A 25,075-nucleotide genomic window follows, 5' to 3' on the forward strand; every position below is an offset into this window, starting at 1 on the left:
GGGGGGCGGGCGTCTAAAAGCCCGCGGCCCTGTCGGTGTAGTCCGCGGCGTCGCCGTCGATACCGAGCAGTTGGGCTGCGCGGTCGGCTTTCGCCAACAGCACCTCGCTGAGCGTCGGCGGATTGTCGACGCCCGTCGCCGACAACACCGACTCCGGGAGCGCGACGGTCCGACCGGGGACGCCCTCGGCGCCGTGGACCGGAACGTGTGCCGAACCGATTTTCATCACCAACGGGCCGGAATAATCCGCCGTTTCGGTGTATAATCGGTCGTTAACCCGCTCGTGGTGTTCGTGATGCATTACTGCGCAGTCGCCGTCGTGCGGCTCGACGTAGAGCCGTCCGAGGTAGTAGCCGCTTGAGAACGGTTCAAACATGCCGCTACGTGTGTGTTAGATAATCACACACATAAGCTTTGTCCGGGACGGAAGCGGTATCGGACCCCGAAAACTGACGTGACGGCCGGTCGGAACGGCGGTGTTCGAGAACGGATTCGAAGGTCCTAACGGAATTATAAACGCTATTGGACCGTTTGAGGCCGTAGCTTCGTCCGCTGAACGATGAGAACGGAGGGGGGGTTTTTACGAGTCAGGTACCCCAGAGAACAGTGATGAAACGAACTGCTGTCGGTATTGGCGTCTTGGTGGCACTCGCCGTCCTCCTTGCGGCTGGGATGGGCGGCGTCGCGGCAGGGGCCCAGCCGACGAACGAAACGGCCGAACGCGGGAACGCCTCCTTCGGTGCGTCGGTCTCGTCGTTCATGCAGGCCAGCAGTGCTGAGGCCGAAGGCGAGGTCGACGACGGCATGTTCGAGGCGTCGTTGAGCCGGGCCGAGACCAAAGAAGAGCGGCGCGAACTCATCGAACAGCGGCAAGCGCAACTCGAACAACGACAACAACGACTGGCGAACCGCCGAGCGGCCATCTCGGAAGCGGACTCGGAGGTTCGTAACCGCGCGATAGCCGCACACGTCACGACCGGTGCGAGCGGACTGGAACAGTCCGTCAACGAGACCGCATCGGTCGCCGCGGAGGCCGGGGTCGACACGGCGCGACTCGACGCGCTTCGAAACGAGGCCCGCAACCTCAGCGGTGGGGAGGTCGCCGAGTTGGCGCGTGGCCTCGCCGGGCCGATGTTCGACGGCGAGCGCGGCCCACCGGGGGACACCGGTAATGCCGACGGCGCTTCGAACACCTCCGTCGACGTTCCCGGTGCCTCGAACGGTGGCGGTCCGCCCGTCGATACGGACAGCGACGACTCGATAGCCGACGCCGGCGGCGACGGCCCTCCCGGTTCCAGTGGTAATTCTGCGCACGGAGACAGTGCGGGACGCGATGACGCCGACACTGATGACAGTGCGGGACGCGATGACGCCGACACCGATTCGACACCCGAAGACTCCGAAACGAGCCGTAGCGACGGCTGAGACGGCGCCAACCGACTCAAAACCCTTTCGCCGGCGGGGCGGCACCCTTTTTCGTCCGCGGACCGAACTCCGACGTAATGGACTCGGCGGCGCTGTTGGACCTGCTGGGAAACGAGAACCGTAGACGCATCCTGCGGCTCCTCGCCCGAAAGCCCTGCTACGTCACCGAAATCAGCGAGTATCTCGGCGTGAGCCCGAAAGCCGTCATCGACCACCTCCGGAAACTGGAGGAGGCGGGCCTCGTCGAGTCGACGGTCGACGAGGGTCGCCGGAAGTACTTCTCCATCGCCCGAAACCTCCGACTGGAGGTCAACGTCTCGCCGTACGACTTCGGAACGAAAAGCGCCTACTCGGCGTCGCCGAACTTCGACATCACCTCTTGGCGGTACGTTTCACTCGACGTGGAGTGCTGTCGCCCCGGTGACGAGAACGGCGACCCCGACGCGGCCGACCCCGAACTCGCCGGCCTCACCGAGGAGTTACAGGAACTCGAACGGCTGGAGAACGAACTGTCGATGGCCCAGCGGTGGGTTCAGGGGCGGCTGACGGAGACGCTCGACCGAATCAGTTCACACTTCGAGGGACTCGACGGCCGGTTCTACGCGGATTTGCTTCGGGCGCTCGCCGACGGCCCCGCGACGGCCGAGCGGTTGAGTCGCCGCGTCGAAGCCCCACCCGACGTCGTCACCGACGCTCTGGAGGGGTTGTCGGCACACGGCGTCGTCGAACGCGACGGCGAGACGTGGCGGCTGGTATAGTCAGATTTCTTTGGTCAGTCCAGCCCGCAGGTCCCGGCCGAAATACGTTCCGACGACTGCGACGGCCGCGCCGACGCCGCCGCCGAGAAGCGCGAGCGGGACGCCGAAGCCGCCGAGGAAGGCGACGACGGCGGCGTCGAGGAACGCGCTGGCGCCGACGGTGATGCCGCCAGCGACGGCGGCCTCGCCGTACCGGCGGTCCGAAGCAACCAGCCCGAACGCGAACGTCGCGAGGAAGACGCCGAGCAGCCCCGACCCCGGCAGTGGAAGGAAGGTGCCGGCAGTGAACAGCCCCGCGACCGACAACAGGAGGATGGCGAGGAACGCACGCGGCGAGAACAGTTTCTCGGTGCGGGTTGCCAACCGCTCCCGAAGGCCCGCGGACGCCCCAGTCTCGGTTCCGGTCTCGCTCGGGGCGCTCGCGTCGCTGGCCACGTCCGCACCGACATCGAACTCCGAGGCCTCGAAGCCGTCGGATTGGGTGGCCTCGTCGCCGGGTTCCCGCGTCCGGGTTCGGTCGCGGCTCATGTGTACCCGTTTCGCCGCCAACTGTATCGGTCTTTCCCAGCCACCCCGAAGGGAGCCTTTCAAGTCCGCCGGCACGGTAGCCTGCCGTATGAACCCAGGGGACCGCGTCCGCGTCGACCGCGGCACAGCGACTTACGAGGGCGTCCTCATGCCCTCGACGACCGCCGACCACCTCGTCGTCAAACTCGACGGCGGCTACAACGTCGGCGTCGACCGCGCCGACGCGAGCGTCGACGTACTCGAATCGGACAGCTACGACGTCGAGAGCGCCCAAGACGGCGACTCCGAATCGGAAATCACCTTCGAGGACGACCTACCCACCATCGCGCTCATCTCGACGGGCGGAACCATCGCCTCGACGGTCGACTATCGGACGGGTGCGGTCACCGCCCAGTTCGACGCCGAAGACGTGCTGCGTGCGGTGCCGGAACTGGCCGGCCGGGCGAACTATCGAGGCCGCGTCGTCGCCAACATCCTCTCGGAGAACATGACGCCCGACGTGTGGACCGACCTCGCCGAGGCCGTCCACGAGGAAATCGACAACGGCGCCGACGGCGTCGTCGTCATGCACGGCACCGACACGATGCAGTACACCGCCGCGGCGCTGTCGTTCACGCTCGATACGCCCGTTCCCGTCGTCTTCACCGGCAGCCAGCGCTCGGCGGACCGACCCTCCTCGGATAACGTGATGAACGCCGTCTGTGCGGTCGAGGCGGCCAAAGCCGACCATTCGGAGGTGCTCGTCTGTATGCACGAAACCGAGTCCGACGACACCTGCGCGCTCCACCGCGGGACGCGCGTCCGGAAGAACCACACCTCCCGGCGGGACGCCTTCGAAACGGTCGGCGCGAAACCGCTCGGTAAAGTCGAGTGGGACAGCGGTGAGGTGTCGTTCCGCCGGCCGGTCGCCGACCGCGACGCCGTCGCGTTGGACATCGACGCCGACCTCGCGACCGACGTGGAACTCGTGAAGTTCGTCCCCGGGCGCTCGCCGGAGACGCTCGACCTCGCCGACGACGCCTCCGGGCTCGTCCTCGAAGGGACGGGACTGGGCCACGTCAACACCGAGTGGATACAGCGAATCGAGGAGTTGGTCGACGACGGCACGACGGTCGTGATGACGAGTCAGTGTCTCGAAGGGCGGGTCTGTGACCGCGTCTACGACACGGGTCGTGACCTCCTGGAGGCCGGCGTCGTTGAAGCGGGCGACACCCTACCGGCGACCGCCTACGTCAAACTGATGTGGGCGCTCGAAAACGTCGAGAGCGTCGAAGAGACGATGCGCCGCCCCATCGCCGGCGAACTGCAGGAGCGGTCGGTTCCGTGGACGTGACGCGATGAGCGAACCCGACGTGACGGTCCGGCAGGCGAGACACGACGACCACGAGGCAGTCGTCGAATTCACCCAGGATACCTGGCCGGAGTTGGGCGGCGACTACATCCCTCGCGTCTTCGAGGAGTGGGTCGACACCGACGGGCAGACACAGCGGACGCTCGTCGCCGTCGTCGACGGCGACCCCGTCGGCATCTGTCAGGGCGTGATTCTCTCCGAGCACGAGGCGTGGGCACAGGGAATGCGCGTCGCCCCCAACTATCGCGGGGAGGGTATCAGCCCTGCGCTGACCGAGGCCGTCTTCGAGTGGGCCGCAGACCGGGGGGCGACCATCTGTCGGAACATGGTGTTTTCCTGGAACGCCGCCGGCCTCGGCCAGTCGCGGTCGATGGGGTTCGAGCCGCTGGCGGAGTTCCGCTGGGTCGAACCCGACCCCGAAGAGACCGCCGACCCCACACTCGACGTACTCACCGACCCGACGGCGGCGTGGAGCGCCTTCCACGGCAGCGACGCTTACCACGAACTCTCGGGACTCGGTCTCGACCTCGAGGAATCGTGGGCGCTGGCGGAACTGACGCCTGACCGACTGGCCGACGCCGAAGCGACGCTGACCGTCGCCGACGACGGCGGTGTCCGGGGGACGACCTACCGCGTCCGAACGTTCGAGCGGGAGGAAGACGGGGAGGAAAAGCAGTGGGCGGAGTACGGCGTCGGCGCGTGGGACGACCACGAGGCGCTTCGGTCGCTGGCCGCCGCCGTCGCCCGTGACGCCGCCGAGGTCGGCGCTGAGAAGGCGCGAATGCTCGTTCCCGAAACGCCCCGACACGTCTCCGATGCCGCCTACGCCCGCCAGTCCATCTCCGAGGAACCGGATTTCGTCCTCGAACGGGATTTGACGCGGTACTGACCGACGACCTGGCGACCGACACGCCGATTACCGTCCGCTTCGAGGACTCGGAGGATGGAACACTTCCGGAAGCTCGAACGGATGTACCACGCCGCACCGTGTAACGACGAGACCGACCCGACGCTCCACATCGAAGACGATGGCGTCGCCGAACTCCGAATCGAAGTCGACGAGAGCTACCACCACGCTGCCGGCGGGGTTCACGGCTCCTACTACTTCAAAGCGCTCGACGACGCGACGTTCTTCGCGGCGAACTCGCTCGTCGAGGACGTGTTCGTGCTGACGACGGACTTCCACTTGCAGTTGACACGCCCCGTCTCGACCGGCGAACTCGTCGCGCGTGCGGAGGTCGTCAACGACCACCCGAAACAACTCATCGCCGACGGCGTCCTCGAAGACGGGGAGGGGAATCAACTCGCCCGCGGAACCGGCACCTTCGCCAAGAGCGGCGTCGAGTTGGACGCCGAGGTCGGCTACGAGTGAGCGCCGAACGGCGAGGGGGCTAAAAGGACCCCACATCCCGAGGGCGAAGGTTTTTGATAACACGTCACAAGCACGATTCCATCGATGAAGTACTTCCAGCAGGAGCCGCTCAGACACGTCGGCGACGTGCCGGCGATGGGGGCCGAACGCTACGGCGAGAAACTCGCTTTCGAGTACCGCGGCGAAGAGTACAGCTACGCCGACCTGGAGGCGCGGTCGAATCGGGTGGCCAACGCCCTCGCTGATGCGGGCATCGAGCCCGGCGACCGGGTGGCGCTGTATCTGGAGAACTCCCTGCAGTTCCCCGAGACCTTCTTCGGCGTCATCAAGGCGGGCGCGGTAGCCGTGCCGTTGAACCACCGGATGGACACCGGCCGGCTGAAATACATCCTCGCAGATGCCGACGCGGCGGCGCTTGTCACCTCGCCGGTGTTCCCCAGCGTCGGCACGGAACTCGCCGAGGAAGTGCCGCTGGCGTTCATTCCCGGCGGTGCGGAGGGGTTGGAGGACTACGACGAACACGTCGATTCGGCCTCGACGGAGTTCGACCGCCCCGACCGGGACTTCGAGGACGTGGCCGTTCAGTGTTACACCTCCGGGACCACGGGCGACCCGAAGGGCGTGTTGACCACCCACGAGAACCTCCTGTCGACGGTGCAATCCTACACCTCCCGCGGTGGCTCAGACCCCGAAGAGGACGTGGCGCTGTGTTTCCTCCCGCTGTTTCACATGTACGGTCTCAGCGTCGTGATGCTCACCGGCCTCTACAACGGCGCGACGGTCGTCCTCCGGACGATGCCGGTCGCCTCGGAGTTGCTGTCGGCCATCACCGAGTTCGAGGTGACCCAGTTCGCGGGCATCCCCGCCGTCTACATCGAGATGCTCGCCGAGATGGAGGACAATCCCGAGGAATACGACGTTTCGAGCCTCGAGACCCTCGGGAGCGGAGCGGCCCCGCTCGCCGACGACACCCGCCGGCGCATCGAGGACGCCTTCGACACGCCGCTGACGGAGGGGTGGGGCATGACCGAGACCTCGCCGGCCGGCACCACCTCCTCGACGTACGGCGTCCACAAGGGCGCGGGCTGTATCGGCCAGCCGCTGCCGAACGTCGAGCTGAAACTGGTCGACCCGATGACTCGGGAGGTCCGCGTGCCCGCGGCCGCGTTGGACCCCACCTCGGCGACGACGCTCGAAGACCACGGCATCGGCCCCGACGACGAAGAGCAGGTCACCGGCGAACTCGCCATTCGCGGCCCACAGGTGTTCGAGGGGTATCACGGCCTCCCCGAGAAGACGGAGGCCGTCTTCGACGACGAGGGCTGGTTCTACACCGACGACATCGCCCGCGTCGATTCGGACCGCTTTTTGTGGATGGTCGACCGCGCCGACGACATGCTCATCGTCGGCGGCGAGAACGTCTACCCCGCCGAAGTCGAGGACGCGCTGTTCGAACACCCCGACGTACAGGCCGCCGCCGTCGTCGGCGCCGACCACGAGGTGAAAGGAGAGGCACCGGTCGCCTACGTCGTCTTCGAACCCGGCGTCGAGGACCCGCCGACCGAACGCGAGATTCGGGAGTTCGCACTGGAGCACGTCGCCACCTACGCCCACCCGCGGCGGGTGTTCTTCGTCGACGAACTCCCGCGGAGCGGCACCCGGAAGGTCCAGCGCTACAAACTGGAGGAAGACGCCGCAGAGCGGCTAGAGGGGGCCCTATCAAGTAGTGAGGAGCTGTAAGAGTGGCTTATCTCGAAGCATCTACCTCCGTTATATCCCGTTCTTGACGAGGTTGACAGCCGTCCGCAACAGGCCACTCGCGGTGAACTCCTCGGGGGCGATGCCGAGTTGCTGGAGCATGCCAAACTGGTCGATGTTCTCCCACGTCTCGAGGGCCCGTCCCTCGTCGTCGTAGCGCGTAACGAACGTCCCGGTCACGTGGACCGTTTCGTTCGTCGGCTTGATGCCGGCGAAATCACCGGTATGGGTTCCGGTCATCGCCCAGTGGCCCGCGACCATCTCCCCCTCGACGACGACCGGCCCGAAGACGAATTCGGCATCCGGAAAGCCACTGGTGAGTTGCCGCTGCATGTCCTTGTACTCGGCGTTCGTCAACGTCTCGCCGTCGAAGTGACCGACCCAGTCGGGAGCGTGGTACTCGTCGATGAAATCGAGATTGTGTTTTCCGTGGACCTCCTCGGCCCATCGTTGTGGCAACCGTCTGCGTTCGTCGATAGTGTTTGTTTGTTGTGACATGGCGCTTGCCTCCGGGTTCGAGGACCGACCCCCGATGGGACCTTGCATCTAGTAGGCCCTGTGCGCTATAGAAGCCATATCTCGATTCTTACGCGCTGGGAACGTCGAGTGCCGTTCCGGCGAACGGCGGTCGAAGCGCGGGCCGAACGGTCCAGCAGGGGCACCGTGACAAAAAGCGCTCTCTTAACACTTATCCGACCGCCTTTGCTTACTTCGCACATGAGCGACATCGTCGTCACCTTGCCGGACGGCTCCGAACTCGAAGTCGAGTCGGGGTCGACGGTCGAGGACGTGGCCTACGAAATCGGACCCGGGCTCGGGTCGGACACGAAAGCTGGAATCGTCGACGGAGACCTCGTCGACAAGGTCGAACCGCTGTATGAGGACTGCGAACTCGTCATCGTCACCGACCAAAGCGACGAATATCTCCGCGTCCTCCGGCACTCGGCGGCCCACGTCTTTGCACAGGCGCTACAGCGGCTCTACCCCGAGGCGAAACTCGCCATCGGCCCGCCGACCGACGAGGGGTTCTACTACGACATCACGGGTGTCGACCTCGACGCCGAGGACCTCGACGACATCGAGGCCGAGATGTACGACATCATCGACGCCGACTACGACATCGAGCGGGTCGAACGCTCCCGAGAGGAGGCCTTCGAACTCTACGAGGACAACGAGTACAAGCGGGATATCCTCGAGAACGAGGCCGCCGACGAGGACCCCGTCTCCTTCTACGTCCAGGACGACTGGCAGGACCTCTGTCAGGGCCCGCACGTCGAGTCGACGGGGAAAATCGGCGCCGTCGAGTTGTTGAACATCGCGGCCGCCTACTGGCGGGGCGACGAGGACAACGAGACGCTCACCCGCGTCTACGGGACGGCCTTCGAGAGCGAGTCCGACCTCGAGAACTTCCTCCAGCGCCGCGAGGAGGCCAAAGAGCGAGACCACCGGAAACTCGGCCAGGAGTTGGACCTGTTTTCGATTCCCGACGTGACGGGACCGGGACTGCCGCTGTATCACCCCAACGGTAAGACCGTCCTGCGGGAGTTGGAGGACTTCGTCGACGACCTCAACGACGCCGAGGGCTACGACTTCGTCGAGACGCCACACCTGTTCCGGACGGAGCTGTGGAAGAAGTCGGGCCACTACGACAACTACGTCGACGACATGTTCCTGCTCGACGTCAACGACGAGGAGTACGGCCTCAAGCCGATGAACTGCCCCGGCCACGCCACGGTGTTCAATCAGGGCAACTGGTCCTACCGGGACTTGCCCATCCGGTACGCCGAAAACGGGAAGGTGTACCGCAAGGAACAGCGCGGGGAACTCTCCGGCCTCTCGCGAGTGTGGGCGTTCACCATCGACGACGGCCACCTGTTCGTCAAGCCGGAGTCCATCGAGCGGGAGGTCAACGTCATCATGGACCAGATTAACGAGGTGCTGGAGACCTTCGACCTCGACTACGAGGTGGCGCTTGCGACCCGCCCCGAGAAGTCCGTCGGCAGCGACGAAATCTGGGAGCAGGCCGAATCCCAACTCCGTGACGTACTCGAAGCCAGCGGCATGGACTACGACGTCGAGTCCGGCGACGGCGCCTTCTACGGCCCGAAAATCGACTTCGCCTTCGAGGACGCCCTCGGCCGGAACTGGGACGGCCCGACGGTCCAACTCGACTTCAACATGCCCGAGCGGTTCGATTTGACCTACACGGGCGAGGACAACGAGGAGCACCGCCCCGTCATGATTCACCGGGCACTGTACGGCAGCTACGAGCGGTTCTTCATGGTGCTCATCGAGCACTTCAACGGGAACTTCCCGACGTGGCTGGCGCCCGAACAGGTGCGTATCCTCCCCGTCTCCGACGACAACATCGGCTACGCCAAACAGCTCCAGAACCGCTATCTCGGCGATTTCCGCGTCGAAATCGAGGACCGCTCGTGGACGGTCGGCAAGAAGATTCAGCAGGCCCACGACGACCGCGTCCCCTACATGCTCGTCGTCGGCGACGACGAACAGGAAGCCGGCACCGTCTCGGTTCGGGACCGCTTCGAAAACGAGCGCAAGGATGTCGACGTCGAAACCTTCCGCGAGCATCTCGAAGGCGAAGTCGGCGAGAAGCGCATCGAACCGGACTTCGTCGAGGAATGACCGACTACGAGCACGAACTCGTCGTCGGGAGTCTCGACACCGGCAAGCGACACGTCGACGACGCAGTGTTCTCGACGTACGTCCGCCGGGTTCGGGAGTCGTTCCTCCGGGAGCGGGTGCCAACGGAGTCGTTCGAAACGTACTACCGGCCGGCGGTCCGGATGGAGGTCGACTACCACGCCGAGTTGTTCGCGGGCGACCGCGTGGTCGGTTCCGTCGACGTACTCTCCGTCGGTGAGACGAGCATCACGACCGAAGTGACGCTATCGACCGACGAGCAGCGGGTGGCGACGGCGAAAACAGTTCAGGTCATCGTCGACCCCGAAACAGAGGAACCGACGCCGGTTCCCGAGGACTGGCGAGCCAATCTGACGTAGCTACTCCTCGTCGTCGTCTTTCAGTTCGTCCAGTTCGGCCTCGATTTCGGGGTCGGCGGTTTCGGCTTCGGATTCGGCGTCGACGGACGGTTCCTCCTCGACGCTTCCCTTTCCGGCTTCGGTTTTCAGCGTCTCCAGTTCGGCTTCGACTTCGCCGTCGCGTTGCATCTCTTCGAGTTCGCGGTCGATGCTATCTTTATCGGAAAGGGCGTCCTCGAAGGCGCCGCTGTCTTGGAGTTCGTCCATCGCGGCGGCGCGAGCCTCCATGTCCTCGGTCTTCTCGCGGGCGCGCTCGATGGAGCGGCCGACGTTCTCCATCTCGTCGCCGGCGCCGGTCATCGCCTCGCTGACGCGGGTGCTGGCTTCTGCGGCCTCGTAGCGGGCCTTCATCGTCTCCTTCTCCGTGCGGAACTGCTCGATGCGGCTCTGGAGTTCGTTCTTCTTCTCGACGAGGTTGTCCTGTGTGTTCTGGAGGTCCGCGATTTGGGTCTCCAACTCCTCGATTTGGGACATCTTCTGTTTCTTCTTCTCCAGTGCGCGCCGTGCGAGGTCGTCGCGGTCCTGTTCGACGGCCTGTCTGGCCTGCTCGTTGTGTTTCTCGACGTTCTCCTCGAGGCGGCGCTTCTGGATTTCCAGGCGCTTCTTCTGTGTCGTCAAGTCGGCGATACCCTTCTTTACGTCCTGCAGTTCGTCCCGGAGACGCTCGTAGGAGTAGTCGAGCGTCTCGGAGGGGTCTTCCGCACGGTTCAGGACGGCGTTGAGTTTCGAGCGGATGACGTACGACGCCCGAGAGAGGATGCCCATACTACGGTATGTGGCTTCCGAACCCTTAAAACGCTCTCCGAGCGGCGGGGTACAGTCTCAAGGGCCCGCCGCTCGAAGGGCCGTCCATGAGCGAATCGGTCGTGATTCCGTCGGACCGCGACGTTCGAGGGAGCCTCGATTCCCCCGAGGGCGACGCCTGTGTGGTCGCCTGCCCGCCGCACCCCCAGATGGGCGGTAACCGGAGTGACCCCCGACTGCAGGCGGTGAGCGACGCCCTCGACTGTGCCTGTCTCCGCTTCGACTACGGTGCGTGGGACGAGGGACCCGGGGAGTTGGCCGACACCCGCGACGCTTACGCGTGGGCCAGACAGCGCTACGACTCGGTCGGGCTGTTCGGCTACAGTTTCGGCGGCTGTCTCGCATTGGTCGCCGCCGCCCGCGAGAGCGCAACGGGAACGGCGCCGTTCGCGGTGGCGGCACTCGCTCCGGCCGACCGCATCACCGACGACATCGACGCCGTAGCCGCAATCGAGGACATCGACTGTCCGATGGCGGTCGTCTACGGCGAGCGCGACACGACCGTCGACGCCGAGTCGGTCGCCGCGGCCGTCGAGAAGCGGGGCGGGACCGTCGACGCGATGAGCGCCGACCACCACTTCGTCGGGCAGGCAGCGAAGGTCGGAAAACGGGTCGGGGGGTTCTTCCGCGAGGTGCGGATGGCTTAAAGGTCCGGCAGACGCTGGCACGAAACGTTTACGTATAGGTCCGTTTCCGCAGATATGCACGACCCGAACTGGGGTGCCACTCGACCACGCGGGGGGAGTCTCGAGGAAGTGTGGGGGTCGGCGACGTTCGAACGTATCGACCTCGGCTCGAAGCCCGTCGAAGCGTACGTCGACGCGATGGCAGCGACTCGGAGCCACGGCGACGCTCGCTACTGCTGTGTCGAAATTCCCGACTCGCCGGAAATCGATTGGTTCGCTTCCCGGAACTGCCTCGCCGACGCCGATTTCTTCAGCCGCCTGCTGGGTTCGGAGCCCGTCACCGACGAACTCGGTCTCGACGTGACGGAAGACCCTGACGTGTCGATGACCGTCGAGACGGCGCTGTCGATGGACGGAACACTCGCCGAACAGCTCGTCCACGGCGGCACCGTCTCCTACGGCGACACGCTCGACCAGCAGTACGGAACGTTCGCGAAAGCCAAGCGACTCGCCGAGGAGTTCCGCGATTCCGTCGTCGAGGACCGCTACGAGGAGGTGACCGTCCATCGGACCCGAGAGGCGTGGTGTGAGTGGTTCGGCGAGCCACACTGGAACTTGACGATGGTCGTCGTCGACCGGCGCTACCGGCTGGCGTGGGTGCTCGTCGCCACCGACGAGGGGCCACTGGAGCGAGTCGAAGAGTAGCTTTTTCATCGGCACCGATTAGTTCGATTACATGTCTCGGTCGGCCGAAGAACTCGCCGCCGGCAGTTACGCCGTCCTCGCTACCCTCTGTGGAGCCGTCTTCGCCGGCGTCCAACTGACGAGCGGCCCCTACATCGGCGGGGCGTTCCTCGTCATCGGGGCGTTCTGGCTCTGTGTCGTCGCTGCCGTCGCGGTTGCTGTCGTTGTCCTCATCGAAAACGCCGACCGGAGACGCCGAAATGAATCGGTCGACCCGTGGGGCAGCGTCTTCGCAGTGCTGATGCTCGCGTCACTCGCTGTTGCCCTGTATCTCGCCTTCCTTGCGAACCGACTACAGGTGGCAATGGTGGTCGGTGCGGTGGGGTTGGTCGTCGCACCGCTGGGGCTGTTGGCCGCGGTGTTCGAAGACCGATTATCGGAGGAAAGGATATAGCCGAACATTGAGTCGTTGTGCCAGCATCCGCGAGGCGCGCGAAGCGCGCCGAGCGGTTCTGCCGCGCGAGCGAAGCGAGCGCGGGTTGCGGGCAAGCCCGCAACCGAACCGTCGTGGCGGCTTCGCCGCCACGCACGGGACCAAGGGCCGACCAACGGGAGGCCCGCAGTGTCTTTTTCGTCGACGTTTTTCCCGGCGCGGCGAAGCCGCGCCGTGGAAAAAGGTCGGTCCGAAACGGTTTTGTCTGACGCTCGCGGACCGTCGGTATGCCGACGGAACTTACTGAGTACGACCCCTCATTGGGGAACAAATTCATCTTCGTCACCGGCGGCGTGATGTCAGGATTGGGGAAAGGCATCACTGCGGCGAGCACCGGGAGATTGCTCGCCAACGCCGGCTTCGACGTGACGGCCGTGAAAATCGACCCGTATCTCAACGTCGACGCGGGGACGATGAACCCCTACCAGCACGGCGAGGTGTACGTCCTGAAAGACGGCGGCGAGGTCGACCTCGATTTGGGGAACTACGAGCGGTTCCTCGACATCGACATGACGTTCGACCACAACGTCACGACGGGGAAGACCTACCGCCACGTCATCGAGAAGGAACGCGCGGGTGACTATCTCGGGAACACCGTCCAGATTATCCCGCACATCACCGACGACATCAAGCGGCGCATCCGTGAGGCCGCCGAGGGCCACGACATCTGTCTCATCGAGGTCGGCGGCACCGTCGGCGACATCGAGGGGATGCCGTATCTCGAGGCGCTTCGACAGTTCGCCCACGAAGAGGACGAAGAAGACATTCTCTTTACTCACGTCACGCTGGTCCCCTACTCGAAGAACGGCGAACAGAAGACCAAACCGACGCAGCACTCCGTCAAGGAACTCCGCTCTATCGGGCTCCAGCCCGACATCTTGGTCGGCCGCTGTGAGGACAAACTGGACCCCGAGACGAAGGAGAAAATCGCGCTGTTCTGTGACGTTCCCACCGACGCCGTCTTCTCGAATCCCGACGTCGCGGACATTTATCACGTTCCCCTGATGGTCGAAGACGAGGGACTCGACGAGTACGTCATGGAGCGGTTGGGGCTGGCCGAGGAGGCGATTCCGAAGGCAGACCGCGACAACGGCTGGCGGGAAATCGTCACCACCGACCCGACCGACGAAATCGACATCGCGCTGGTCGGGAAGTACGGCCTGGAGGACGCCTACATGTCCATCCACGAGTCGCTGAAACACGCCGGCTTCGAGACCGAAACCGACGTGAACGTCCTGTGGGTCGACGCCGACGAGATGGACGACGAACACGCCGACCGCCTCGAACGCGCCGACGGCATCATCGTTCCCGGCGGCTTCGGGGCACGCGGGACCGAGGGCAAGATGGAGGCAGTCCGCTACGCCCGTGAAAACGAGGTCCCGTTCCTCGGGTTGTGTCTGGGCTTCCAGATGGCCGTCATCGAGTACGCCCGCAACGTCTGTGGGCTTGAGGGTGCGGATTCGACGGAGATGGTCGAGGATACTCCTCACCCCGTCATCGACATCCTCCCCGAGCAGTACGAGGTCGAGGACATGGGCGGAACGATGCGTCTCGGCGCCCACGAGACGACGATTAGCGAAGGAACGCTGGCCCACGAGGTGTACGGGTCCGACTCCTGTACGGAGCGACACCGCCACCGATACGAGGTCAATCCCGAGTATATCGATGAACTCGAATCGGCGGGAATGCGGTTCTCCGGCCGGGCGAACAACCGCATGGAGATACTGGAGTTGCCCGACCATCCGTACTTCCTCGGGACGCAGTTCCACCCCGAGTTCCGGTCTCGTCCCACCCGCGCGTCACCGCCGTTCGTCGGCTTGGTCGAGACGATACTCGGAGACAACGAGACGGACACCGAGGAGGTGACGGCCTAATGGTCGACACCGAGGAGTTCATCGACGAGAAGATAGCCGAAATCGACGAGTCGGTCGGCGACGCCAACGCCGTCATCGCGCTGTCGGGAGGTGTCGATTCCTCGACGGCCGCGGCGTTGGCCTACGAAGCACTCGGCGACCGGCTCACGCCCGTCTACGTCGATACCGGGTTGATGCGGAAGGGCGAAACCGAAAGCGTTCGGGAGACCTTCGAGTACATGGACAGTCTGCGAATCGTCGACGCTCGCGACCGGTTCCTCGACGCCCTGTCGGGTATCACCGACCCCGAGGAGAAGCGTCACGCCATCGGCGAGCAGTTCATCCGGGAGTTCGAAACGGTCGCCCGCGATGTCGACGCCGACTACCTCGTTCAGGGAACCATCTACCCGGACCGTATCGAATCGGAGGGAACCATCAAGTCCCACCACAACGTCGGGGGCCTCCCCGATATCGTCGACTTCGAGGGTATCGTCGAACCGATGCGGGACCTCTACAAAGACGAAGTCCGGGAAGTCGCTCGCGCGTTGGACCTCGAAGAGGTCGTCTCCGAGCGGATGCCGTTCCCTGGCCCCGGCCTCGCCATCCGCGTTCTCGGCGAGGTGACCGAGGAGAAACTCGAAGTCGCCCGCGAATCCAACTACATCATCGAGGAGGAACTCGAAGAGTACGACCCCTGGCAGGCGCTCGCAGCGGTACTCGGAAAGGCCACCGGGGTGAAAGGCGACAACCGCGTCCACGGGTGGGTCGTCTCGGTTCGGTCGGTCGAATCTCGCGACGGCATGACTGCGCGTGCACAGGAAATCGACTGGGAGACGCTCCAGCGTATCCAGTCGCGCATCACAGGCACGCTCGACAACGTCTCGCGCGTCGTTTACGACGTGACGCACAAACCGCCGGCAACCATCGAATATGAGTAACGTCGTCATCGCAGGGGGAGACCCCGACGGACTCGGCGAGGCGCTGGCCGAACGCGGCGCTAACGTGGGCTACGCGAAGGGAACCGCCAATCGCCCGGCCCTCGAAGAGGCCGGCATCGTCGATGCCGATACGCTCGTCGTCACCGATGCCGGGTTGGCGACCTCGATTACGGTCGCAATGGACCTCAATCCCGACCTCCGAGTCGTCGTTTACACTCGCGATTCGGTACCGGAGTTCGTGAAGGGTCAAGCCGGCCACATCGTCGACCCCGAGTTGCTCGACGCCGATACCGTCGCCGAAGAGATTATCTGATTACTCCGCGGCGAGTTCCCGAAGGCGGACGCCGCCGCCCTTCAGGAACGGTGTTCCGTGGCCCATCGCCGCAACCTCGAAGGCGGGTGCGCGCTCGACGAACGCGTCGATACTACGTCGAACCTCGGTGGTATCATACGAGAGTAGCCACGGGGAGGGCTGGAGGTCGCCGTCGCGCTCGATAATCATATCGCCGAGGAACGCCGCCCGGTGTTCGTCGTGGAGGTAGACGGTGTGACCGGGGGTGTGACCGGGGGTGTGATAGGCGGTGAACCCACCGATTTCGTCCCCGTCGGCGACCGGATGGACGCGGTCGGTCGGCACGTCGGGGACGAGCAGTCCCGAGACGAGTTGTGTGAGTGCCTTGTGTCCCGACAGCGACGGTCGCTCCTCGCCGGTGACGAGCGGGGCGTCCGAACGACCGACGTAGATTGGTGCGTCCGTCGAGAGCTTCGCGGCCGAGCCGACGTGGTCGAGGTCGTAGTGTGTGATGAGGATGCGGTCGAGTTCCGAGGGGGCGAACCCGGCCGTCTCGATTGCGGCCTCGATTCGCGTGGCGTCGAACGGCGTCCCGGTGTCGACGAGCGTCAGGTCCTCGTCGTCGGCGACGAGGTAGGCGTTGACGCCGGTGCAATCTATCCACCAGACGCCCTCGCGGAGTTCGGTCACCATAGCCGGAGGGACGAGCGCCGACATTAAAAATCAGGGCTTCGGTGCGGCCTTCTGGAGCGCCGTCTCGGCGATGTTGCCGCCGTAGTCGGCGCTTCGGGACAGCGAGTCGACGATAAGCCCGAGCAACTGCGCCTGCTGGGGTTCGAGTTCGCGAATGCGGTCGTCGACACGGCGGGCGAGTTCGTCGATTTCGGTGACCCGCTGTCGGGCGTCGTTGGCGAGTCGCGTCGCGCGGTCGGAGTCCTCCTCCAGTAGGGCGTCCATCGCCATTTCGATGATTTCGGTCGCCTCTGTGTGCAGCGCCTCGATGGCTTCGGCGGCGTCATCTGGCGGTGCGCCGAGCGTCCCGGCGTGGGTCGCTATCTTGGCGGCGTGGTCGCCGACGCGTTCGAGTTGTCGGGCGCTGGAGTGATAGTCGAAACACGTCTCGCGGTCGAGGCCGATGTCGGCGGCTGCCGAGGGGTCACGAAGCACCGACCGAAACACACGGGAGACCATCGACCACAGCCGGTCGACGTCGTCGTCGCGTTGGACCACGTCGGCCGCGAGGTCGTCGTCGTCCTCCAGTAGCGCGGTGACGGCGTCGCCGAGCATCGTCGTCGAGACGAGCCGCATCCGCGTGATGGCGTTGTGCATCGACAGTTCCGATGAGTCGAGTAAGTCCTGCAGTTGGACGCGCTCGGAGGTCTCACCGATGACCTCGAGTCCGACGAGGCCCTGTGTCGCCTCCCGAATCGTCCGGCGCTGGGCGGCGCTGACGCGGGCCGTCTCCAGAGTGATGATGTCGAAGCCGCTGACGTACATCGTCACGACCGCACGCATCAACTGGTCGCCCTCCAGCCCGGTGATGTCGAGTGACCCTTCGACTTTCTCCTCGTCGCGACGCGGCGTCAACAGAAGCGAATCCTCCTCGGGATGGAACTCGACGACGCTCCCGCCGCTGACGTCGTTTTCCGTCGCCCACTCCTTCGGGAGCGAGACGGTGTATGTAGAGCCACCCGTCACCTGCACCTTTCGGGTCTCCATAGGCACCCTTACCCACCAGCAATATAAATTATCTCCGGAATATATACTATCTCTCTAAACACCCACATATCGGCCCCATTGTTCCGTAATAGACGAGAGTTAGTCGAAACGTGTCCCAGTAACCCATCGAAATACGTGGCAGAATATAGTCCTATATAGTAATCATAGTGAGGTATTTACGGATTCGGTGGCGACGAGACGTAAGTACGGGCGGTCGAGTGTGTCGTCTCCGACAGCTATCCAGCGACGGACTGCCGTCGAGTCACCCGACACGGTACTCGCCCTCAGCCGAGACGGACTTATCCAATGAGCCGGAACGAATCCACCGCCGACGCCTCGTCCGAATCGCTCGTCGAACAGGGACCGACCGCCGGCCTCGAATCGACTGACCGCGGGAACGGCCGGACGCTCATCAGCGCCCGCGATATCAACGTCTGGTACGACCAGACCCAGGCGCTGAAAGACATCTCGATGGAGATACCCGAACAGCAAGTCACCGCACTCATCGGACCCTCCGGATGCGGGAAATCGACGTTCCTCCGGTGTGTCAACCGGATGAACGACCTCATCGACGCCGCCCGCGTCGAGGGAGAACTACAACTCCGCGGCAAGAACGTCTACGACGACGACGTCGACCCCGTCGCACTGCGCCGGAAGGTCGGCATGGTGTTTCAGAAGCCGAACCCGTTCCCGAAGACGATTCGGGAGAACGTCGCCTACGGCCTGAAGATTCAGGGCTACGACGGCGACATCGAATCGCGCGTCGAGGAATCGCTGAAAGCCGCGGCGTTGTGGGACGAGGTGAAAGACCAACTGGACTCCTCGGGACTTGACCTCTCGGGGGGGCAACAGCAGCGCCTGTGTATCGCCCGAGCCATCGCGCCCGACCCGGAAGTCGTGTTGATGGACGAGCCAGCGTCGGCGCTGGACCCCGTCGCCACCTCGAAAATCGAAGACCTCATCGACGACCTCGCTGCCGAATACACCGTCGTCATCGTCACCCACAACATGCAGCAGGCCGCCCGAATTTCGGATAAGACGGCCGTCTTCCTCACCGGCGGCGAGTTGGTCGAGTTCGACGACACCGAAAAAGTGTTCGAGAACCCCGACAGCGACCGCGTCGAGGATTACATCACCGGCAAATTCGGATAACGGCTGACGGGCGTCGGACGCCTCCCGAAGACACAAATCCGAGACCCGAGAAGGGTCCCGTATGGCACGCAAGGGATTCCAGGAGCAACTCACCGAGCTCCGAGAGAACGTCCTCTACATGAGCGAGGTCGTCCTCGAACGGCTCCGGATGGGACTCCGCGCACTCGAAGGGAAAGACGAATCGCTCGCCCGCGAGGTCATCGAGGGCGACCACGAAATCAACGAGATGTACCTCGAACTCGAGAAGGACTGTATCGACCTCTTTGCACTCCAACAACCGGTCGCCGGCGACCTCCGGTTCATCGCGGCGTCGTTCAAAATCATCACCGACCTCGAACGTGTCGCCGACCTCGCGACCAATCTCGGCGACTACACCCTGCAGGCGAAGCGCGACCTCTACCCCGACGTCGACGTACAGGGCATCGGCGACGCCGTCATCGAGATGATAGACGACGCGATGACGGCCTACGCCGACGAGGATATCGACGCGTGTTTCGAAATCGACGACCGAGACGACGACGTCGACGCGATGTGTGAGACCGCCTCCAGCACCGTCGTCCGAGACCTCATCGAGACGGAAATCGACGCCGAATCCTCCGACCAGGAAATCGAGTCGCTGATGCAGGAGGTCTCACGGCTCCTCCTCACCATCCGTGATCTCGAGCGCGTCGGCGACCACGCGGTCAACATCGCCGCGCGGACACTGTACATGGTCGACAACAGCGACGAACTCATCTACTGACTGCGGAAATCGCCCGGCCACGGTGGCCGGACGTAGTCACCCTCCAGCCGACCGAATCCGGCTGCTGGCACACCCCGGACACGACGTTTTCGAACCCCCGTGTGGCGACTGGAACGTCGCACCACAGTTGAGACACTGAAAACGGTTGAGTTCCCTATCCGCCTCGGCCTCGCCGTCGGTCAACGTCGATTTGAGTTTCCGAAGCAGGGCCATCGGTCCCACCGTCCGTTCGGCCTAAGCAGTTCCGCCGTGTAAAAATCTGTCCCAGTCTGACCGACTGAAACGTGGAACGACCGCTCAGTCGTCGTCTTCGCCGAGGACACGCTGGGGAACCGCCCCTTCGCGTGCGTCCTCCGCCGTGGTGACATCGCCGAGTCGGAATCGCTTGCGGACGACATCGTAGCAGAAGACAGCCGTACCGAGAATGAGCAACGTATCCCCGGGGAATCGTGCCCAAAACAGCGCCTGAATCACGGGCCGCTCGTAGAACGCAACCGACCGGGCGACGGCGTATCCCTCGGTGAACGCCGCCTCCAACTGCAAGAAGCCGACCGGAAGCAGCGACAACACAACCATCACGGTCAGGCCGACGTTCCACAGCCAAAACGCCCACCGGAGGCGGCGGCCGTTCCACCGGTCGGGGTCGACCGTGAGCCGAAGCATGTAGACTGCCATCCCGAGGGCGAGGAAGCCGAAGGCACCGAACATCGCCGCGTGGGCGTGGGCGACCGTGAGATACGTGCCGTGTTCGTAGTAGTTGATGAGCGGGAGGTTGATGAAGAAGCCGAGCACGCCCGCGCCGACGAAGTTCCAGACGCCCGAAGCGATGATGAAGGTGAACGGGAGTCGGTAGGCGAACTCCTCGCCGCTGTCGGCCAGCGCGCGGTACTCTCCGATTGCCTCGAACAGTATCATCACCAGTGGGATGAGTTCCAGCGTCGAGAAGACGCTCCCCAGCGGCAGCCAGATTTCGGCCTGACCAATCCACCAGTAGTGGTGGGAGACGCCGATGATGCCCGCCCCCATCACGAACAGCACCTGCAACATCACGGCCTTCTCGGCGGAGCGTTTCTCCAACAACCCCATCGAGACGAGGGTGATGCCGACGACGGCGACGATGAAGAACTCGAAGGCGCCCTCGACCCACATGTGGACGACCCACCAGCGCCAGAACTCCGTCATCACGATGTTCGTCTCCGGCGTGTACAGCATCCCCGCGACGAACAGCAGACCGATGGAGCCGCCGGCGTACAGAATCATGTGGGCGAGACCGAACGTCGATTCCCGGCCCAGGAGGGGCCGAAAGCCCCGATAGACGAGGACGGCCCACAGCCCGAAGCCGGCCAACAACCCGACCTGCCACAGTCGACCCACCTCGACGTACTCCAGCCCCTCGTTGCCCAGCAGCCACCACCACTCGCCGCCGATGTAGCCGTTGGCGCCCAACCAGATGCCCGCAAAGCCCCCAACCACGACGACGACCAGCGCGACCAGCAGACCGTCGATGGCCCGCTCCTGGCCCGTCGGTTCGTGACCCGTCAGCAGCCCGGGCAGAAACAGACCGGCACCTATCCACAGCGTCGCTATCCACAGTATCGCCAAGTCGAGGTGGTAGGTCTTCGCCACCGCGAAGGGGAGCCACTGGAGGACGTCGACGCCGAAGGCTTCGGCGATGCCGAAGAACGCGTCGCGTTCGACGTAGTAGTGAGCCAACAGCGCACCGAGAAGCACCTGTGCGAGGAACAGCCCAGCAGCGAGCGGAATGAACCGCGTCGCCGCGCGCTGACTCGGCAGGAGTTTCACCTCGCCGGGGTCGGCGATTTCGACGCCACGAGTCTTCGGTTCCGGCAATTCGATGCCCCGATACAGCGCGACGCCGATGCCGGCGCCGGCGATGAGCAGCATCATCGAGATGGCGCTCCAGACCATCGTCGCTCCGGTCGGGGTGTTGCCCGCTTCGGGGTTGTAGGGCCAGTCGTTGGTGTAAGAGCCGTCGCTGCCGGGGCGGTCGGAGTGAGCGACCAGCGCCGTCCACAGCGCGAAGTCAGCGAACCGACGTGCGTCGGTCTCGGTTTCTATCATCCCCGCCGGAACGCCGCGCTCGGCGTCGCCCTCGTGGTAGCGGTCGACGTAGGTCTCCCGAACCCGTTCGTGAGCGTACACCTCCGCCGCGGTGTACTCCGCCGTGCCATCGACGAGCGTTCTATCGAGGTCCGACCGGACGCGACTGTCGACGACCGCCCGTTGGTCGGCCGAAAGCGCCTCGTAGTCGGCCCCGTACTCGCTGTCGGCATAGTACGCCCGCATGAACTCGGTCTTCAACGCGAGAGCATCGGCGGTGTAATCGACGCCGAAGTACGCGCCGTTGCCGAGTATCGACCCGTGGTTCATCAGACCGTTCGACTGGAACACGACCTTCCCCTCGTCGACTGCCGATTCGGTGACGACCGCATCCCCGTCGGGGCCGACCACCTCCTCGGGGATGGGCGGGGCCTGTTGGTAGGAGTACAGCGCCCCCGCACCCATCACCACGAGATTGAAGACGAAGACGGCGACCAACGCGGCTGCGAGCGTCCGTCGACGTATTTCCATGCCGGGCGCTCACGACCGTTGACAATAAAATTCGGGTCCCGAACGTGTTCGGGTGAGAGGAGCGAGTTCGAAGTTACTGGAAGCCGATGCGACCGCCCTGTCGACGGCCGGTTTCGGCGCCGCCACCGCGGAACTCGTCTTCGACCTGTTCGTAGTACTCCCGGATGTCGTCGGTAATCGTCGGTCGGACCGACTCCAACGCCTGCCGGAAGTGTCGCATCTCGACGGCTTCGGCGTCGTCGTCCTCCCGGAGCGCCTGAATCGCCGCCTCGCGGCCGATGGATTCGAGGTCCGAACCGACGTACCCATCGGTGATTTCGGCGAGTTCACGGAGACTCACGTCCGGCGACAGCGGCGTGTCCTTGGTGTGGATGCGGAGGATTTGCTCACGGCCCTCCACGTCCGGTTCACCTATCATGACCAACCGGTCGAACCGACCGCTGCGGATGAGTGCGGGGTCTATCATGTCCGGGCGGTTCGTCGCCCCGATGACCATCACGTCGCCCATCTCTTCGAGGCCGTCCAACTCCGTCAGCAGTTGGTTGACGACACGCTCGGAGACGTTCGACCCGGTGTCACTGCCGCGTCCCGGCGCCAACGAATCGAGTTCGTCGAAGAAGATGACGGTCGGAGCGACCTGTCGTGCCTTCCGGAAAGTCTGTCGGATGGCCTTCTCGGACTCACCGACCCACTTCGACAGCAGTTGCGGACCGCGCACCGAGATGAAGTTGGCGTTCGTCTCGTTTGCGACGGCTTTCGCCATCAGCGTCTTGCCGGTGCCGGGCGGGCCGTACAGCAGCACGCCCTTCGGCGGTTCGACGCCCATTCGCTGGAACTTCTCGGGGGAGTTCATCGGCCACTCGATGGACTCTTTGACCTGTCCTTTCGCCTCGTTGAGGCCGCCCACGTCGTCCCACGATATCTTGGGGAGTTCGACGAGCACCTCCCGCATCGCCGAGGGGTCGACCTCGTTGAGTGCACCGCGGAAGTCGTCGCGTTTGATTATCATCCGGTCGATGAGACTCGGCGGGATGTCCTCCTCGTCGAGGTCGATTTCGGGGAGGTAGCGTCGGAGCGCCTTCATCGCCGCTTCCTTCGTCAGACTCTCGATGTCGGCGCCGACGAAGCCGTGGGTCTCGTCGGCCATGTGGTCGAGACTCACGTCGTCGGCCAGCGGCATTCCGCGGGTGTGAATCTGCAGGATTTCCTTCCGGCCCGTCTCGTCGGGGACGCCGATTTCGATTTCTCGGTCGAAACGGCCCGGTCGACGCAGGGCAGGGTCGACGCTATCGACGCGGTTCGTCGCCGCGATGACGATGACCTGCCCGCGCGATTCCAGCCCGTCCATCATCGTCAGCAGTTGGGCGACGACGCGGCGTTCGACCTCACCGGTGACGTCCTCGCGTTTCGGCGCGATGGAGTCGAGTTCGTCGATGAAGATGATAGAGGGCGACTCCTCGGTGGCGTCCTCGAATATCTCCCGCAGTTGCTGTTCGGACTCGCCGTAGTACTTCGAGATGATTTCGGGGCCGGCGATGGAGAAGAACGAGGCGCTGGTCTCGTTCGCGACGGCCTTCGCCAGCAGCGTCTTGCCGGTGCCGGGCGGGCCGTGGAGCAACACCCCCTGTGGCGGCTCGATGCCGAGTTTCTTGAAAATCTGGGGGTGTTTCATCGGCAACTCGACCATCTCGCGGACCCGCTGAATCTCGTTTTGCAGGCCGCCGATGTCCTCGTAGGTGATGCCGCCGCCGGTCTTCTCGAAGCCCGAGATGGGCTCCTCGCGGAGTTCGACCTCGGTGTCCTCGGTGATGAGACAGACGCCGTCGGGTTCGGTCTCGACGGCGATGAGCGGAATCGCCTGCCCCGGCGAGCGCATGAACGGGTGGTTCGTCGAACTCATTACGGGGACGATGTCGCGTTCGACGACCGGCCGCTTCAGTATCTGCCGTTTGACCATGCCGGCGGCGTCGGAGCCGAACTGCACCGACGCCTCCTCCGGCGGCGCGAGGACGAGTTTGTCCGCCTTCGTTGCCTCGGCCTTCCGGATGGTGACGCGCTCGCCGATGCCCACGTCGGCGTTCTGCCGGGTGAACCCGTCGATGCGCACCGTGTCGGTGTTCCAGTCCTGCCGGTCGGCGCGCCACACCTTCGCCGCGGTGGTGTCGGCGCCCTCGATTTCGATGATATCGCCCGGTGACAGCTTCAGGTGCAGAAGCGTGTCCGGGTCGAGTCGCGCGATGCCCCGCCCGGAGTCGTTCGGGTAGGCCTTGGCGACTTCCAGTTGAACCTCGTTCATCCTGATACAGAACCTCCGGCCGCGCCGGAGATATGCTTTTTGCTGCCACGCCCCCAGCGACGACCCTCGGATTACTCCTGTGGCTTCACCAACACCTTGATTGCCTCCCGGTCGTCCATCGCACGGTAGCCGTCCGGAACGCCGTCCATACCGACCGTCTTCGTGAAAATCGGCGATGGGTCGAGCGTCCCCTGCAGCACGTCGGCCATCAATTCCTCGGCGTAGGCACGAACGGGGGCGACGCCGCCGCGAAGCGAGATGTTCGCTCCGAACATCGAATGGAGGTCCATCCCTTCCTCTTCGACGCCGAGCGGAACGCCGACGTAGCCGATGGTGCCACCCGGACGGCAGACCTCGATTGCGGTTTCCATCGACGACGCCGCGCCGACACACTCCAGGACGTGGTTCGCGCCGCCGTAGGTGAGTTCGGTGGCGCGCTCGACGGCTTCCTCGCCGCGCGCCGAGACGGTCTCGGTCGCGCCGAAGGACTCGGCGAGCTCGAGTCGGTCCTCGTGGTGGCCCATCGCGACGATTCGCTCGGCGCCGAGTCGACGCGCCGCGAGGACGGCACACAGTCCGACCGCGCCGTCGCCGACGACGACGCAGGTGTCGCCCGCCTCGACGCCGGCG

At 64.5% G+C, this 25,075-nt stretch carries 25 protein-coding genes; 16 read left to right on the forward strand and 9 right to left on the reverse strand.

The window, feature by feature from the left end; genetic code table 11:
• Positions 1-13 precede the first annotated feature (13 nt).
• Complete coding sequence (locus tag GJ631_RS15690; protein ID WP_156710059.1) at positions 14-376, reverse strand: DUF5802 family protein; 363 nt, start codon at positions 374-376, stop codon at positions 14-16.
• A 233-nt stretch (positions 377-609) separates the two neighbouring features.
• Here GJ631_RS15690 and GJ631_RS15695 point away from each other — a divergent pair, with 233 nt between their 5' ends.
• Together GJ631_RS15695 and GJ631_RS15700 are read left to right on the forward strand one after the other, a co-directional pair.
• Complete coding sequence (locus GJ631_RS15695; protein ID WP_156710060.1) at positions 610-1,425, forward strand: hypothetical protein; 816 nt, start codon at positions 610-612, stop codon at positions 1,423-1,425.
• A 77-nt stretch (positions 1,426-1,502) separates the two neighbouring features.
• Complete coding sequence (locus GJ631_RS15700) at positions 1,503-2,183, forward strand: metalloregulator ArsR/SmtB family transcription factor (RefSeq protein ID WP_156710061.1); 681 nt, start codon at positions 1,503-1,505, stop codon at positions 2,181-2,183.
• Here the strand turns inward: GJ631_RS15700 and GJ631_RS15705 are convergent, their stop codons facing one another.
• A complete protein-coding gene (locus GJ631_RS15705; protein ID WP_156710062.1) occupies positions 2,184-2,711 on the reverse strand; it encodes a hypothetical protein in 528 nt (175 codons plus the stop codon). It lies immediately after the preceding gene.
• A gap of 88 nt (positions 2,712-2,799) precedes the next feature.
• On the opposite strand from GJ631_RS15705, the gene gatD reads away from it, so the two are divergent.
• From gatD to GJ631_RS15725, 4 genes are all read left to right on the forward strand, one after another.
• Positions 2,800-4,044: a Glu-tRNA(Gln) amidotransferase subunit GatD gene (gene gatD / locus GJ631_RS15710; protein WP_156710063.1), complete on the forward strand. Its 1,245-nt coding sequence runs from the start codon at positions 2,800-2,802 to the stop codon at positions 4,042-4,044.
• A 4-nt stretch (positions 4,045-4,048) separates the two neighbouring features.
• Positions 4,049-4,951, forward strand: coding sequence for a GNAT family N-acetyltransferase (locus tag GJ631_RS15715; protein WP_156710064.1), 903 nt, complete (start codon positions 4,049-4,051; stop codon positions 4,949-4,951).
• 54 nt (positions 4,952-5,005) lie between these two features.
• A complete protein-coding gene (locus tag GJ631_RS15720) occupies positions 5,006-5,434 on the forward strand; it encodes a PaaI family thioesterase (RefSeq protein ID WP_197425124.1) in 429 nt (142 codons plus the stop codon).
• Positions 5,435-5,518: 84 nt separating this feature from the next.
• Complete coding sequence (locus GJ631_RS15725) at positions 5,519-7,174, forward strand: class I adenylate-forming enzyme family protein (protein WP_156710065.1); 1,656 nt, start codon at positions 5,519-5,521, stop codon at positions 7,172-7,174.
• A 30-nt stretch (positions 7,175-7,204) separates the two neighbouring features.
• Here GJ631_RS15725 and GJ631_RS15730 read toward each other — a convergent pair whose 3' ends face one another.
• Entirely contained in the window at positions 7,205-7,690 is a 486-nt protein-coding gene (locus GJ631_RS15730; protein ID WP_197425126.1) for an ester cyclase, read from the reverse strand.
• A gap of 219 nt (positions 7,691-7,909) precedes the next feature.
• Here GJ631_RS15730 and thrS point away from each other — a divergent pair, with 219 nt between their 5' ends.
• Complete coding sequence (gene thrS / locus GJ631_RS15735) at positions 7,910-9,838, forward strand: threonine--tRNA ligase (protein ID WP_156710067.1); 1,929 nt, start codon at positions 7,910-7,912, stop codon at positions 9,836-9,838.
• Complete coding sequence (locus GJ631_RS15740; protein ID WP_156710068.1) at positions 9,835-10,215, forward strand: thioesterase family protein; 381 nt, start codon at positions 9,835-9,837, stop codon at positions 10,213-10,215. The genes thrS and GJ631_RS15740 overlap by 4 nt, the downstream gene beginning before the upstream one ends.
• On the opposite strand, the gene GJ631_RS15745 is transcribed toward GJ631_RS15740, so the two are convergent.
• On the reverse strand, positions 10,216-11,019 hold the full coding sequence (locus GJ631_RS15745; protein WP_156710069.1) for a PspA/IM30 family protein: 804 nt from the start codon (positions 11,017-11,019) through the stop codon (positions 10,216-10,218).
• Between the two features lie 86 nt (positions 11,020-11,105).
• Here GJ631_RS15745 and GJ631_RS15750 point away from each other — a divergent pair, with 86 nt between their 5' ends.
• The 6 genes from GJ631_RS15750 to GJ631_RS15775 all read left to right on the forward strand — a co-directional run bounded on the left by GJ631_RS15750 (position 11,106) and on the right by GJ631_RS15775 (position 15,965).
• Positions 11,106-11,705, forward strand: coding sequence for a dienelactone hydrolase family protein (locus tag GJ631_RS15750; RefSeq protein ID WP_156710070.1), 600 nt, complete (start codon positions 11,106-11,108; stop codon positions 11,703-11,705).
• Positions 11,706-11,759: 54 nt separating this feature from the next.
• On the forward strand, positions 11,760-12,389 hold the full coding sequence (locus GJ631_RS15755; protein ID WP_156710071.1) for a hypothetical protein: 630 nt from the start codon (positions 11,760-11,762) through the stop codon (positions 12,387-12,389).
• 31 nt (positions 12,390-12,420) lie between these two features.
• Positions 12,421-12,822: a hypothetical protein gene (locus GJ631_RS15760; protein ID WP_156710072.1), complete on the forward strand. Its 402-nt coding sequence runs from the start codon at positions 12,421-12,423 to the stop codon at positions 12,820-12,822.
• Positions 12,823-13,088: 266 nt separating this feature from the next.
• The gene (gene pyrG / locus GJ631_RS15765; RefSeq protein WP_156710073.1) at positions 13,089-14,735 is read left to right on the forward strand and encodes a glutamine hydrolyzing CTP synthase; all 1,647 of its coding nucleotides are present in this window, start codon (positions 13,089-13,091) and stop codon (positions 14,733-14,735) included.
• Complete coding sequence (guaA, locus tag GJ631_RS15770; RefSeq protein ID WP_156710074.1) at positions 14,735-15,652, forward strand: glutamine-hydrolyzing GMP synthase; 918 nt, start codon at positions 14,735-14,737, stop codon at positions 15,650-15,652. The genes pyrG and guaA overlap by 1 nt, the downstream gene beginning before the upstream one ends.
• Positions 15,645-15,965, forward strand: coding sequence for a CTP synthetase (locus tag GJ631_RS15775; protein WP_156710075.1), 321 nt, complete (start codon positions 15,645-15,647; stop codon positions 15,963-15,965). The genes guaA and GJ631_RS15775 overlap by 8 nt, the downstream gene beginning before the upstream one ends.
• Here GJ631_RS15775 and GJ631_RS15780 read toward each other — a convergent pair whose 3' ends face one another.
• Entirely contained in the window at positions 15,966-16,637 is a 672-nt protein-coding gene (locus GJ631_RS15780) for an MBL fold metallo-hydrolase (protein ID WP_156710076.1), read from the reverse strand.
• A 30-nt stretch (positions 16,638-16,667) separates the two neighbouring features.
• Positions 16,668-17,663, reverse strand: a complete 996-nt coding sequence (locus GJ631_RS15785; RefSeq protein WP_156710077.1) for a phosphate uptake regulator PhoU — start codon at positions 17,661-17,663, stop codon at positions 16,668-16,670.
• A 306-nt stretch (positions 17,664-17,969) separates the two neighbouring features.
• Here GJ631_RS15785 and pstB point away from each other — a divergent pair, with 306 nt between their 5' ends.
• A complete protein-coding gene (gene pstB / locus GJ631_RS15790; RefSeq protein WP_156710078.1) occupies positions 17,970-18,815 on the forward strand; it encodes a phosphate ABC transporter ATP-binding protein PstB in 846 nt (281 codons plus the stop codon).
• Positions 18,816-18,876: 61 nt separating this feature from the next.
• On the forward strand, positions 18,877-19,557 hold the full coding sequence (phoU, locus tag GJ631_RS15795) for a phosphate signaling complex protein PhoU (protein WP_156710079.1): 681 nt from the start codon (positions 18,877-18,879) through the stop codon (positions 19,555-19,557).
• A 297-nt stretch (positions 19,558-19,854) separates the two neighbouring features.
• Here phoU and GJ631_RS15800 read toward each other — a convergent pair whose 3' ends face one another.
• The 3 genes from GJ631_RS15800 to GJ631_RS15810 form a co-directional block, all read right to left on the reverse strand.
• Positions 19,855-22,149, reverse strand: a complete 2,295-nt coding sequence (locus GJ631_RS15800; protein WP_156710080.1) for a nitric-oxide reductase large subunit — start codon at positions 22,147-22,149, stop codon at positions 19,855-19,857.
• 73 nt (positions 22,150-22,222) lie between these two features.
• Positions 22,223-24,445 carry a CDC48 family AAA ATPase gene (locus GJ631_RS15805; RefSeq protein WP_156710081.1) on the reverse strand — a complete coding sequence of 741 codons (2,223 nt, stop codon included), beginning with the start codon at positions 24,443-24,445 and terminating at the stop codon, positions 22,223-22,225.
• Between the two features lie 71 nt (positions 24,446-24,516).
• The coding region (locus tag GJ631_RS15810; RefSeq protein WP_156710082.1) for a zinc-binding dehydrogenase at positions 24,517-25,075 on the reverse strand (559 nt) is incomplete at its 5' end.

Source organism: Natronomonas sp. CBA1123 (genome assembly GCF_009741925.1).
Taxonomy (GTDB): domain Archaea; phylum Halobacteriota; class Halobacteria; order Halobacteriales; family Haloarculaceae; genus Natronomonas.